Source organism: Frankia sp. BMG5.23, assembly GCF_000685765.2.
Classification (GTDB): Bacteria; Actinomycetota; Actinomycetes; order Frankiales; family Frankiaceae; genus Frankia; species Frankia casuarinae.
Genome location: NZ_JDWE01000020.1, coordinates 56,062 through 69,081, shown reverse-complemented (window position 1 = coordinate 69,081; position 13,020 = coordinate 56,062). Strand labels below are relative to the sequence as shown.

Below are 13,020 nucleotides of genomic sequence, written 5' to 3'. Positions count from 1 at the left end.
GTCGGCGGAGGTCAGATGACGCCGTCGGCACGGAGCGCGGCGATGGCGGTATCGGTGCGGCCCAGGCTGCGCAGGATGGTGTCGGTGTGTTCGCCGAGGGCGGGAACGGGGTTCATCACCGGGTCCAGGTCGGTGAGGGTGACCGGAGGCAGGAGGGCACCGATGTCGCCGCCGGGGGTGGCAACGGTGCGCCACCGGTCGCGGCCAGTCAGGACGGGATGGTCGAGGAAGTGGGCGACGGAGTTCAGTCGGGCGTTGGCGATACCGGCTTTGGCCAGCAACGCCAGCACTGTGCCGGTATCGAGCGCGGCGAATCGGTCCGCGATCACCCCGTTGAGGGCGTCGCGGTGGGCGACGCGTGCGGAGTTGGTCGCGAAGCGGTGGTCCTCGGTCAGGGTCGGGTCGTCGAGCACGATCCGGCAGAAGGCGTGCCATTCGCGTTCGTTCTGGATGGCCAGCAGCACCGTCTGGTCCTCGGCGGTGGTGAACGGGCCGTAGGGGGCGATGGTGGCGTGCTGAGCGCCGACCCGTGCCGGTTGCCGCCCGCCGTACCGGGTGTAGTAGGCCGGTGAACCCATCCACTCGGCGAGGGCCTCGAACAACGATACCTCGACCGCGGAGACCGACCCCGTGGTGGCGCGCCGGTAGAGGGCGGTGAGGATGCCGGTGTAGGCGTACATGCCGGCGGCGATGTCGGCGACCGAGATCCCGGCCTTCGCCATCTGGTCCGGGCTACCGGTCAGCGACACGAGGCCGGTCTCGCACTGCACGAGCAGGTCGTAGGCTTTCCGGTCGGCCCAGGGCCCGTCGGTACCGTAGCCGGAGATCGTGCAGGGGATCACCCGAGGGTGCCGGTCGGCCAGGGACGAGGCGTCGAGGCCGAGGCGAGCGGCGGCGCCGGGGCCGAGGTTCTGCACCAGCACGTCGGCCCTGGCCAGCAGCTCCTCCAGAACCGCGCGCCCCTCGGCGGTTTTCACGTCCAGGGTGAGGGATTCCTTGGAGCGGTTGAGCCACACGAAGTAGCTCGACTGGCCGTGCACCGACACGTCGTAGCGGCGGGCGAAGTCGCCGCCGTCGGGCCGTTCGATCTTGATGACCCGCGCGCCGAAATCAGCCAGCTGGCGGGTGGCGAACGGGGCCGCGACGGCCTGCTCCAGGCTGACCACGGTCACCCCGGCCAACGGCAGCGGGACGTGCGGCGAAGGGGAGTCCGGGGCGGCGCCCGGCGCAGTGCGGTGCCGCTGGTGCTCGGTCATGTGGTGCTCGGTCACGTCAGGCCGCTCCTTTGGCCAGGCAGGTGGTCTGCCAGCAGCGTCGCGGCACGCGCCCAGTCCAGTCCGGTCAGCAGCGCGGGAACGTCGGGGCCACAGTCGGCGATCTTGGCGCGCAGGTCCTGGTCCGAAGGTGGCCGCCCGGGCGACCCGGGTGGCAGCCGCTGGCTCACCGAGTACCGGGCGCCACCGCTGAGGGTGAGCGTGATATCGATGCGGCCGGAGAGCAGCCCGTCACCGCCCGGGGTCTCGGTGACGGCTACGAGCTGGAGCAGACGCTGGGCTTCGGGTCGGGTCACGGCGAGGTCGGTGAAACTCCCGAAGCCGGGATGGGGGTCTAGCAGTGCGGCGGCGATGGCATATTCAAGGCTGAACTTCCCCTGCAGCCCGGTGCGGGGCCGATGGTGGATCAGTGGCTGCACCGCGCCCTCGGGTGTGCTCACCTCGATCGCGGTGATGCCCGAGGCGACGACGTCGGCAGGCAGGTGCTCGCGCAGCGCGCTGATCGGGCGTTGCAGTGCGTAGCAGCAGGGAAAAATCTTGATCGCCAGCCCGCCGGGAACCGCCGGGCCGGTCACGTCGATGCGGTCCGGGTCGCCGCCGACCAGTCGGAGCCATGCATCCAGCGCGGTCGGATCCGCGGTGGCGCCGGCGGCGGCCAGCCTCGCCGCCCGAACTCCCGCGTCGGCGGCGAAGCCGACCTGCAGGGACTTGCCGGCGGAACCGAATGCCCGCTGCACCCCGCCGGCCGCGGGAACCGAGAGCGCGATCGCGGTGGCGATCCGCTCGGCCGACAGGCCCAGCGCCACCGACGCGGACACGGCGGCGGCCGGCGCCCCGGCCGTACAGGTGGCGTGCCATCCGCCGGCATAGTGCGACCAGCCCAGCGCCACCCCGAGCCGCGCCATCATCCCGGCCCCCGCCAGGTAGGCGCGGGCGTCCCCGCCGACGGCCAGCGTCGCGGGGACGCACACCACGCTGATGTGGGTGGTCGACTCCAGGTGCAGGTCGTCGAAATCCAGGACGTGCCCGACCGCCGCCCAGCGCGCCGCGTCCGGCAGCCCGGCCGACAGCGCCACCAGATCGTCCTGCCGGGCGGCGAGCGTGACCGCTATCGTGTCGAGCAGCGAGCGCTGCGCCAGGTCGAGGTCCGCGGCACTCGGCGCGTAGTCGTGCGCCCACCGGGCCAACGTCTCGGCGGTCGGTTCCATCCACAACTCCCGACTCCCGCCAGCGCGGGGCCACACCTGGATCGCCCGTGTCTGGATCGCCCGTGTCCGCGGCGCACATACCCGTCCGGAGAATAATGTACGGCTAATAGTGATCGGTGACTCGCTGAGCGGCATGGTCACCGTGGAGTCCACCCAGGCACTCGCTGCCGGGGGGTTGATGGCTGCCGGGGGTTGATGGCTACTGTGCGCCTGGCCTGAGGCGCCGGTACAGGTACGCCGGTACAGGTACGACGACCCGGCGGGCCGGGGCTTCCGGATGTTGGCCCGGGGGACCTGTGGGCCTAACTTTCCCGGCCGTGGACGAACCAGCAGGCCCGTCGAGGTCGTCAGGAAGGTCGGGAAGGTGCGGGCCTGGCAGAGTGGATGACCACGGGGCCCGGCAGAGGAGAACATCGATGAGGATCGCGGAAGACATCACGCAACTGATCGGCAACACGCCGCTGGTCCGATTGCGTCGCGTCACGGACGGAGTGGGAGCCCAGGTCGTGGCCAAACTGGAGTCCTTCAACCCGGCGCACAGCGTGAAGGACCGTCTCGGTGTGGCCCTGATCGACGCCGTGGAGCGGGCCGGGCTGATCGGGCCGGACACCGTCATCCTCGAACCCACCAGTGGGAACACCGGCATCGCCCTGGCCATGGTGTGCGCCGCCCGCGGCTACCGCTGCGTCCTGACGATGCCTGAGACGATGAGCACCGAGCGGCGGATGCTGCTGCGGGCCCTCGGCGCGGAGCTCGTGCTCACCCCCGGTGCCGAGGGCATGCCCGGCGCCATCGCGAAGGCGGAGGAGCTCGCGAAGAACGACGAACGGTACCTCATCCCGCAGCAATTCGAGAACCCGGCCAACCCGGCGATCCACCGCGCCACGACCGCCGAGGAGATCTGGCGCGACACCGACGGGCAGATCGACGTGCTCGTCGCCGGAGTCGGCACCGGCGGGACCATCACCGGCGTCGCCCAGGTCATCAAGGAGCGCAGGCCCGAGGCCCGGTTCGTCGCCGTGGAGCCGTCGGCATCGCCGGTGCTCTCGGGCGGCGTGAAGGGACCGCACCCGATCCAGGGCATCGGCGCCGGGTTCGTCCCGCCGGTCCTGGAGACCGGCCTCGTCGACGAGATCATCCAGGTCGATGGTGAGGACGCCTTCGACCTGGCCCGCCGGCTGGCCCAGGAGGAGGGACTCCTGGTGGGCATCTCCTCGGGCGCGGCGGTGTCGGCGGCGCTGCAGGTAGCCCGCCGCCCGGAGAACGCCGGGAAGCTGGTCGTCGTCGTGCTTCCGGACTTCGGCGAGCGCTACCTGAGCACACCGTTGTTCGCCGGGCTCGGGTGACCGGCTGTGCTCTCGACGCTGCGCCATGACCTGCGCACGGTGAAGGAACGGGATCCGGCCGCCCGCTCCACCCTCGAGATCGCCCTGTGCTATCCCGGCGTGCACGCCGTCTGGGGCCACCGGATCAGCCACTGGCTGTGGACCCGTGACCTGCGGCTGCCCGGGCGCGTGGTTGCCACGCTCACCCGCATGCTCACCGGGGTCGAGATCCACCCCGCCGCCACGCTCGGCCCCGGCGTCTTCATCGACCACGCCACCGGCGTGGTCATCGGGGAGACCGCCGAGGTCGGCGCCGACGTCACGATCTACCACGGGGTCACCCTCGGCGGCACCAGCCTGGAACCGACCAAGCGGCACCCCACCATCGGCGACCGAGTGATCATCGGTGCCGGCGCCAAGGTTCTCGGCAACATCACCGTCGGCTCGGACAGCCGCATCGGGGCCAACGCCGTCGTCGTGCGGCCCGTGCCGCCCGGCTCAGTGGTCGTTGGCGTCCCCGGCCAGGTCATCACTCCCAGCCGTCCCCGGCCGGCCACCGCCCTGCCCGGTCAGGACGACGTGCTCCCCGACCTCGTCGGCGTCAGCCTGAAGTCCCTGCTCACCCGGGTCGACCAGCTGGAGGCGGTGCTCGACGGGAACACCGGGAACACCGACGGCCGCGCCGACGGGCGGGTCGCAGCCCGTCCCACGATCCGCCCGCCCCAGGCCGGTGTGTGGCACGGCGAGGACTTCTCCATCTGATCAACAACCTTAATCAACAACCTTAATCAACGACCTTAATCAACGACCTTAATCGGCGACCTGATCAACGACCTGATCAACGACCTGATCGGTGACGCCCCTGGCTCGACCGGTGTCCCTGGGGATCCGGTCGAGCCAGGATTTGCCGGCAAAGCATGCGTCGCCATAACCACTTGATTCCGTCGGTTTAGACCTCGCAATTCTGGAGCTGAGTCAGAATATGTCGATGACGACCACGGTGATGTTGTCCGCGCCGCCGGCGGCCAGCGCCACCGAGGCGAGATGGTGGGCGACCGCGGCGGCGGGCGCGTCCGCCGGCAGGCGCCCGACGTGACCGGCGAGGGCCGTGGCGGCCGAGGCGTAGTTCCACAGCCCGTCGCTGCACAGCACCACCCGTCCCGGCCCGGTGAGGGGCAGCGAGACGACGCGCGGTACCGCCGACCCGCTGCCCGTCCCGATCCAGTGGGTGATGGTGTGGGCGCCGGGCGCCGTCTCGGCCAGCTCGGCCGGAAGCAGGCCGGCCCGCACCGCCTCGGCCGCCAGCGTGTCGTCCTCGGTCAGCAGGTGCGCGCCCCGCGGGCCGAGTAGGTAGGCTCTGCTGTCCCCGAGCCAGCCGACGGCGAGCCGGTCCGCCGTCACGATCGCCGCGACGAACGTGCAGGCCGGCGCGTCGTCGGGGCTGGTGATCGAGGCGACGGCGCTGCGCTGGGCGGCCGCGGCCGCCGCCCGCAGCGCGGCGTTCTCCCAGGGGACGCCGCCGCCCGTCGGCTCGGGAGACCTCGGCGTGCCCACGGCGTCGGCCAGGAAGGCGGTGGCGTCCCGGGCAGCGGCCACGGCGGCCGGTCCCGAGCCGGGAGCCGTCGACACCCCGTCGCACACGACCGCCACGACCGCCGGGCGGGCCGGGCCGGGCAGGTCGGCTGGATAGGCCGGGCCGGCTGGCCCGGGTGGGCCGACGACGGCGAGGGCGAACCCGTCCTCGTTGCTCCGGTGGACGAGGCCGCGGTCCGACACGCCGGCCGCGATCGTCAGGTCGACATCGATCCGGTCGCCGGGCTCGCGGCCGGCCGCCGTCAGGGCCACGCCGCAGCGTTCGCAGAACCGGTCGTCGGGAAGGACCGGCGCCGCGCAGCCGGGGCAGCGTCCCGCCGTGCCGGGGTCCGCCGTGCCGGGGTCCGCCGTGCCGGGGTCCGCCGTGCCGGGGTCCGCCGTGCCGGGGTCCGCCAGGCCGGGGTCCCGTGGCCCCGACGCCGGTCCCGGCCGCTGTCCGGCGTTCATACCAGGGTCCGCGGGCGGACACGGTTGGCGAGGTCGACGAGGGCGTACCGCTCGTCGGTGGTCGCGGCCAGCCGGGCGAGCTCCCGGTAGGCGCGTTCCAGGCCGAAGCGCAGGTCCGCTTCCCGCAGTGCGGCACCGGCGACCGTGACGCCCGGGTCCACCGGGAGCGTGCCGGCCGCCACCAGGTCGAGCGCGGTGGTCAGCAGATCCCGGGTGAGAGCGGCCCGGCGGCCCGAGTCGAGGTCCAGGCCGGCCAGCACGTCCGACGCGGCCATGATGCCGGCCCGGTTGGGGACGCCGGCCACGGTCACCGTGCCGAGTACCCGGGCCAGCCGGATCTGGGCGTCGACGTGGGCGGCCGAGGCCGGTGGTACCCGGCGGTAGGCGGCCACCGCACCGTCGCGGTTGCCCGCGGCGATCCGCACCCGCGCCAGCCCGAACGCCGCGCCGGTGAACGCGTCGTCGGTGCGCGACACCAGGTCATACAGCTGCTGCGCCCGGGGGAGGTCGCCGGCGGCCTCCGCGGTGCGCGCCAGCGCCAGCTTCGGCGCGAGCTCGCCCGGGACCTCGTCGTAGACCCGGTCGAACGCGCCGCGGGCCGCGGCGGTGTCGCCGTCGGCGAGTGCCAGCAGCCCGCGCTGCCAGTCCACCCGCCACTCGAAGGGGTCCTCCGCCTCGATCTCGGCGAGCATCTCGCGGGCGGCGGCGGTCCGGCCCAGGCGCATCCGCAGGTCGGCCAGGTGCAGGCGCGCCCCGACGCTGGTGGTTCCCATCGCACCGAGCAGCTCGGCGAGCTGCTCGGGCGCGAGGTCCGGCAGGGCGGTGAGCGGGTCCGCCGCCGGGTCGTCGGGGTCGGCCCGTAGCCGGGGCAGCACCGACCACGGCGGCAGCGCGGTGAGGCCACCTTCGCCGGTGAGGCCACCTTCGCCGGTGAGGCCACCTTCGCCGGTGAGGCCACCTTCGCCGGTGGGGTGGAGGTCGCCGGTGAACCGCCGGCTCGGCGCCGGCGCCGGGGCCGGTGTCCCGCGTTCGGCCGCGACGATCTCCCGCAGCACCCCCAGCAGTTCGTCGTGCATCTCCTCGGCGCCGGTGAAGCGGCGGTCGGGATCGGGCGCGGTCGCCTTGAGCAGGAACCGGTACAGCGACTCGTGCCGGGCGAGGACGGGATGGTCCGCCGCCGGTGGCATCGTGTGCAGGTAGGTCGAGGTGTTACCGCGGAAGTCCAGGATGAGGGTCGCGAGAGTGCGTCCCACGGCGAACAGGTCGGAGGCGACCGAGGGGCCGGTGGTGGGCACCTCGGGTGCCTGGTAGCCGAGGGTGCCGCAGCCGGCTCCGGCTACTGCGCCGTCGTCGATGCGACGGATCGCGTCGAGGTCGATCAGGCGCGGTGTCTCCCGGCCGAGCATCACGTTGTCGGGTGTGAAGTCGCCGAACACCAGGCCGTTTCGGTGCAGGTAGGCGAAGGCGGGCAGCGCCGCGAGGAGGTAGGCGACGGCCTGGGTGACCGGCAGCGGGTCGGGCCGGCCGGCGTCGGCCCGACGCCGGCACAGCACCTCCCGCAGCGAGGTGCCGCCGATGTACTCCATCACGATGTAGCTCGTGCCGGCATGCTCGACGAAGGTGAAGATCCGCACGATCGCCGGATGGTCGACGGAGGCCAGGAACCGGCGCTCGGCGATGGCCGCGGCCTGTGCCTCGCGGTCGCCGGAGTCGAGCAGGCCCTTGAGCACGACCCAGGAGCCCTCCGCGACGCTCGGGTCCCGGGCGAGGTAGATCCAGCCCTGGCCGCCGTGCGCGAGGGCCCCCGCGATCTCGTACGGCCCGACGCGGTCACCGGCGTGCAGCGTGGGACGGAACGAGAACGGCTGGCCGCATCCCGGGCAGAAGCCCTCGGGACGCGCGGGCCGGCGGCCCCGGGCGCGTCCCACCGGCGCGCCGCACCCGGCACAGGCCCGCCGCCGTTCCGGGATCTGCGGGTCCGCCAGCAGCATCGACGCCGGGTCCGGCACGTCGGGCTCGGGCACGTAGGGCTCGGGCACCTCGACCAGACCCGCGCCCAGCCGGCTCGGTGCGGTCCGCGACCCGTCCTCGACGACGCCGCCGCAGTCCGGCTCCGGGCAGGGGATGACCGCGTTCACGCACGCTCCTCGGTTGAGATCGTGGTTGAGATCGGGGTTGAGGTGAGGGGTGGGCGAGGGGGAGCGCCCCCCGAACGCAGCCGGGTCAGGACCGCGTCCATCTCCCACCGAGAGATCATCATCGGTCAGTCCCGGTAGCGGGCGACCGGTGGCGTCGGCGGCGGGGCGAACGGTGCCGACAGCCACCGCCGGGCCAGCCGTTTCCAGGTGCCGTCGGCGATCGCGCGGGCCAGCACGCCGTTGACGAAGCGGGTCAGTTCCGGATGGTCGAGGCTGACGGCGACCGCGTCCGGCTCGTCCGACAGGGCCGGTCCGACAACGTACAGCCGCGGGTCCTGGGCGGCCATCCCGTTGAGGATGGCCGTGGTGGTCATGACGGCGTCGACCTCCCCGGCCTGGAGCAGCACGAGGCAGTCGGCGATGTTCGGCACGGTGCGCAGCACCGGGCGCGACGGTGCCCGCCGGATGGTCGCCGCCGCGCCGGCCGCCGCGCCGGCCGCCGTGCAGACCCGTCGCCCACCGAGATCGTCCATCCCCTGGTACGGCGAGTCGCGGGGGACCAGGACCCGTTGCGTCTCGTTGTAGTAGACGGCGGAGAAGTCCACCAGCGCGCGCCGCTCGCAGTTCGTCGTCATGGTCGCCACGACGACGTCGACGGCGCCGTCGCGCAGGACCGGGATGCGCTCGGCGTAGGTGACCGCGCGGAACCGCACGTGTCCGTCCGCGCCGAAGATCCTCCGGCCGACCAGGTTGGCGATCTCCACGTCGAAGCCCTCGAACTGGCCGGTGAACGGGCTGATCGACCCGAAGGGCGGGACGTCGGCCAGCACCCCGGCGATGAGGTAGCCGCGGCGTTCGATCGTCTCCAGGACGGTGCCCGTGGGCATCGCGCCCGGCGAGGGCAGCCGGCCCGGCGGGCGCCAGCTGGCCTGCGGATCGTCGCAGGTGGGTGTCGGCGTCACGGCCGCGGCGGCAGGCGTGAGGGCGGCAGGCGTGAGGGCGGCGGGCCGCGGGGGCGTCGGCGTCGCGGGGGCCAGGGGTCGGGCCTGGGCCGGCAGCGGACTGTCGACCGTGCCGCAGGCGGTGACGCCGACCGCCAGGGCGACGGTAATCAGTACCGTCACCGCTCGCGCCGTCGCGACCCGGATGATCATCATCGGCTCACCGGTAGTCGTTGATTCTCAGCTGGATGCCGACGAAGGCCAGGGCCGCGGCGAGCCCGAGCGCCACGGTGGCGCCGAGCGGCAGGCGGTTCAGCGCCTCGCCGGCGGCGGACAGGCGCGCTTCGAAGCGGGTACGGCTGGTCGTGAACACCGCTTCCGAGGCGTCGTCGAACCGGGTGAAGGAGGTCGTGCCCTCGCCGAGCGCCACGGCCACCGCCTGCTGGAACCCGCCGACATCGGACACCAGGTTACCGACCCGCAGGCTTGTCGCCTGGTATCCGCGCCAGGCCGGTTCCAGGGCGGCGCGGGCCGGGCCGTCCGGGCCGCGCAGGGCCACCGTCGCCGGCAGAACCCCGGTCCCGCTCCGGCGCCCCCTGTCGTCGTAGCCCAGTCGGGCGGCCGCGGCGCGGGCGTCCTCGTCGAGTTCCACGCCGTTGCCGTGGGCGACCAGCGACAGGCTTTCGTCACCCCATGCCCGTAATGCCAGCACCCGGGCCTGCGCGGTCAGCGTCATCGGGACGTACCCGTGGTCCCGGCTTTCGACGAGACGGCCACGTTCCACGCCGAACGCGGTCAGCGTCAACCCGAGGATGATCGCGGTGAGCGCCGTGGCGGCGAGCAGCGGCAGATTGAGGATCCGGTGGGTGCGCCGGAACAGCCGCACCTGCAGCGCGACGAGCCCGGCGAGCGTCGCGGCGCCGACGGCGCCGACCAGGAACACCTGGTGCCAGGAGCTCGCCCGCCGGTAGCCGTGGTCGATGTCGGTGGCGTCGGCGGTGGCCAGCGCGTCGGCAGCGGGCAGGATGGTGTCCCGCATCAGCGCGGACGCCTGCCGCAGGTAGGCCCCGCCGACGGCGAGGCCGAGCCGGTTGTTCGCCCGGGCCCGTTCGACCAGGCCGGTGTAGACGGGCAGTTGCGCGCAGAGCACGGCCAGGGGCTGGCGCGGACCACCGGCGCGGGCGAGATCGACGACGCGGTCGCCCGCCGCGGCGATGCTGCGCGCGTAGGCGGCACGCTGCCCCGGTGGTTCGACGCCGCCGGCGAGGAAGGCACGGGCCGCCGTGGCGTCCGCCGCCCAGAGCTCGGCGCGCAGGCTCTGGGCGGCGATGAAGGACGCGCCGCTGTCCTTGGTCAGGGTGTCGATCGCGTGCCGGCGGGTCTGCGTGGCGCCGAGGGCGGTAACCCACAGTGCGACGAGCGCGAGGACCACGAGCACGGACAGCAGGCGCAGCCGGCCCGGCGGGGTCGCCGCCCGGCGCCGTACCCCCGTAGCCACCGCGGTCATGGCTGGTGAGCGTATGGCCTGCGCAACCGCCGGGTAGCCACACTGTCACCTTGGCGTCACCCCGGCTGGTACCTCGTGCTGGCGCTGCGGCTGTGGGGCCAGCCGGTAGCCGCCACGGGCTCAGCCGAGCCGCCGGGAGGAGGTGGCCGGCACCGGTTCCGGTTCGGCGGCCGTCGGCCGGTGCGCGGAGTGCTCCACCCAGGCGGCCCCGGCGGTCGTGGTGGGATGGCCGAGCAGGTAGCCTTGGCCGTAGGGGATCCCGGCCGCCATCGCCGTGTCGAGCTCCATCGGGGTTTCGATGCCCTCGGCGATGACGCAGCCGCCGATCTCGCCGGCGACCTGCACCAGTCCCGTCGCGATGGCGCGCCTGGCCGGATCGGTGTCGATCCCGTGGGTGAGGACCCGATCCAGTTTGATGATCTCCGGGCGCAGGTGGATGAGCTGTTCCAGGCCCGCGTAGCCGGTGCCGACGTCGTCGATCGCGATGCGGACCCCGCGGCGGCGCAGCACGCCGACGGCGACCAGCAGCTCCGAGTCGTCGCCGATGTGCTCGTGCTCGGTGATCTCCACGATGAGGCGATCGGCCCCCCGGTCGGGAAGGATGTCGACCAGGCCGGAGGTGATGGTGGACGGCGAGGCGTTGACGGCGAGGGTGAGGTCGGACGGGAGCGTCGGCAGGACGGTCAGCGCGTGGCGGATCGCCATGAGTTCCAGTTCGATGCTCAGGCCGACGGTTGCGGCGTCGTTGTACCACTGCTGCGCATCGCCGGTCGTGTGGGGGAAGCGGGACAGCGCCTCGACCCCGACGATCCGCTCGTCCGTGAGCCTGAAGATCGGCTGGAAGATCATCTTTGGGCCGCCCGCGTCGATGAGGTCGCTCACCTCCTGCCAGATGCGGCGTCGCTGTTCCCACAGGCGGTGCAGGTCGAGGACCGCGTCGCTCAGGAAGGCCGCCAACAGGTGCAGGAAGTGCACGTCGCGGTCGCGTGGGTGGGGGAGCGCGTCGTGGGCGAGGCAGCCGACTATGCCGTACACCTCGCCGTCGTTGTCGGCGACCGGCGCCGCGGCGTACGCGCCGACGCCCAACTCGCGGACGACGCCCGCGTCCGCGGTGCGCGGATCGGTGCGCGTGTCCGCGACGATCTCCGGTATCTCGCCGGACAGCACCCGCCCGAGCAGGGCATGCTCGCGGCGGATCGTCGAACCCGGCGCCAACCTGAACCCCCGTGCGTCCCCGCTGAGAACCTGCAGGACAAGCAGATCCCCGTCGATCCGGGCCAGCCCCGCGACGTCCATCCGCAGATGCCGGCGCAGGATCTCGAGGAGATCCGTCACTACTGTGTCCGGCTGTGTGACGCCTGCCGGCGGGCCCAACGTCGACAGCGCATCCGTCATCCGGACCACCTCCATGTTCGGCATGCCCGAAACCACCCGCTGTCATGCCGGGCCGGAGCGCTGTCATGCCGGGCCGGAGCTCAGGCCAGGGCGGCCTCGACGGCGTCACCGACCAGCTGGCCCAGCCGCGGTGGCGCTCCGCGACGCACGCGCACGTGCAGGGGTTCGGGCGCAACGGCGGGCAGGTCGTGGCGCCGTTCGAGCCCCGGGGGAACCGGCCCGACGTCGGCGAGCAGAGCCACCCCGACCCCGGCGCGGGCGGCGTGCAGCACACCGGCGAGATGGCCTGCCTCACCGACCACCCATGCCGTGCGCCCGACCCGCGCCAGGGTGCTCAACGCCTGGCTGCGAATGGTGCAGGGATCGTTGATCGCCACGAGGGGCAGCGGCCGGTCCGGCGGCGGAGGAGTCCAGCCGGCGGCGGCGTACCAGGCGAGGGGAAGGCAGCCGGCGGGGCGGGCCACCGCGCCCCGTGCCGTTCCCAGGAGCACGGCGACGTCGACGGCACCCTGGTCGAGGGCCTCGGTGAGCCGGGCTCCCCGGTCGAGGCGGAACCGGATCTGAGCCTCGGGAAAACCGGTGGTCAGGGTGGACATCCACAACGGCAGCAGATGGTCGGCGGCGTGCTCGGTCGCCCCGACGGTGATCGTCCGAAGCTCCGCGGGCGCGCCGCCCTCCCGCCGGCCGACCCCCAGCTGCTCGAGCGCGCCGTCGTGCAGGGCGAGGATCCGCCGGGCCGCGGTCAGGAGCAGCTCACCATCCGGAGTGAACCGGGTGGCGCGACCGTCCGGCTCGACCAGCGGGCGGCCGATCGCCTTCTCCAACCGGCGGACATGCTGGCTCACGGCGGACTGCGAGATACACAGCAGGTGCGCGGCGCGGCGGAAGCCCCCGCAGTCGGCAATGGTGACGAAACTTCGCAAAGCCGTTACATCGAGCACGGGGGACACGGGCGCACTATAACACGAATTGATTACGTTTCGTGATTAGTTCGATCACGAATCCGCGTTGGACATTGGTTGGAAAAGGCACCACTCTCAGGAACATGGTCGGCAGGTCGAGCGCATCCGAGTATGGGCTGGTCATGGCGTACGGGCTGGTCACGGCCCGGGCCGGGGCCTGCCGTCGGGCGCGGGACCCGCTCGGCCGGTGCGTGCTGACGCGGCGGCGAGTCGTCGACTTCGGGATCCTC

The 13,020-nt window shown here is 73.0% G+C and carries 10 protein-coding genes; 2 read left to right on the top strand and 8 right to left on the bottom strand.

All coding sequences use genetic code 11. The annotated features are described in order from the left end of the window. Positions 1-11 precede the first annotated feature (11 nt). Positions 12-1,271: a CaiB/BaiF CoA-transferase family protein gene (locus BMG523DRAFT_RS11555; RefSeq protein WP_011436841.1), complete on the bottom strand. Its 1,260-nt coding sequence runs from the start codon at positions 1,269-1,271 to the stop codon at positions 12-14. Continuing rightward, positions 1,268-2,482: an MmgE/PrpD family protein gene (locus tag BMG523DRAFT_RS11550; RefSeq protein WP_011436840.1), complete on the bottom strand. Its 1,215-nt coding sequence runs from the start codon at positions 2,480-2,482 to the stop codon at positions 1,268-1,270. Before BMG523DRAFT_RS11550 ends, BMG523DRAFT_RS11555 begins: the two co-directional genes overlap by 4 nt. Before the next feature lie 416 nt (positions 2,483-2,898). Between BMG523DRAFT_RS11550 and cysK the strand changes: the two genes are divergently transcribed. Together cysK and cysE are read left to right on the top strand one after the other, a co-directional pair. After that, on the top strand, positions 2,899-3,828 hold the full coding sequence (gene cysK, locus BMG523DRAFT_RS11545; protein ID WP_011436839.1) for a cysteine synthase A: 930 nt from the start codon (positions 2,899-2,901) through the stop codon (positions 3,826-3,828). Positions 3,829-3,834: 6 nt separating this feature from the next. Further along, the gene (gene cysE, locus BMG523DRAFT_RS11540; protein WP_011436838.1) at positions 3,835-4,569 is read left to right on the top strand and encodes a serine O-acetyltransferase; all 735 of its coding nucleotides are present in this window, start codon (positions 3,835-3,837) and stop codon (positions 4,567-4,569) included. A 213-nt stretch (positions 4,570-4,782) separates the two neighbouring features. Here the strand turns inward: cysE and BMG523DRAFT_RS11535 are convergent, their stop codons facing one another. The 6 genes from BMG523DRAFT_RS11535 to BMG523DRAFT_RS11510 all read right to left on the bottom strand — a co-directional run bounded on the left by BMG523DRAFT_RS11535 (position 4,783) and on the right by BMG523DRAFT_RS11510 (position 12,778). After that, complete coding sequence (locus BMG523DRAFT_RS11535; RefSeq protein ID WP_043591142.1) at positions 4,783-5,847, bottom strand: protein phosphatase 2C domain-containing protein; 1,065 nt, start codon at positions 5,845-5,847, stop codon at positions 4,783-4,785. Continuing rightward, positions 5,844-7,985, bottom strand: coding sequence for a serine/threonine-protein kinase (locus BMG523DRAFT_RS11530; RefSeq protein ID WP_235463093.1), 2,142 nt, complete (start codon positions 7,983-7,985; stop codon positions 5,844-5,846). Before BMG523DRAFT_RS11530 ends, BMG523DRAFT_RS11535 begins: the two co-directional genes overlap by 4 nt. Before the next feature lie 125 nt (positions 7,986-8,110). Further along, on the bottom strand, positions 8,111-9,142 hold the full coding sequence (locus BMG523DRAFT_RS11525; RefSeq protein ID WP_011436835.1) for a glutamate ABC transporter substrate-binding protein: 1,032 nt from the start codon (positions 9,140-9,142) through the stop codon (positions 8,111-8,113). A gap of 4 nt (positions 9,143-9,146) precedes the next feature. After that, a complete protein-coding gene (locus tag BMG523DRAFT_RS11520; protein WP_011436834.1) occupies positions 9,147-10,433 on the bottom strand; it encodes a hypothetical protein in 1,287 nt (428 codons plus the stop codon). A gap of 120 nt (positions 10,434-10,553) precedes the next feature. Next, the gene (locus BMG523DRAFT_RS11515) at positions 10,554-11,828 is read right to left on the bottom strand and encodes an EAL domain-containing protein (protein WP_232235112.1); all 1,275 of its coding nucleotides are present in this window, start codon (positions 11,826-11,828) and stop codon (positions 10,554-10,556) included. An 80-nt stretch (positions 11,829-11,908) separates the two neighbouring features. After that, positions 11,909-12,778, bottom strand: coding sequence for a LysR family transcriptional regulator (locus tag BMG523DRAFT_RS11510; protein ID WP_011436832.1), 870 nt, complete (start codon positions 12,776-12,778; stop codon positions 11,909-11,911). Positions 12,779-13,020 lie beyond the last annotated feature (242 nt).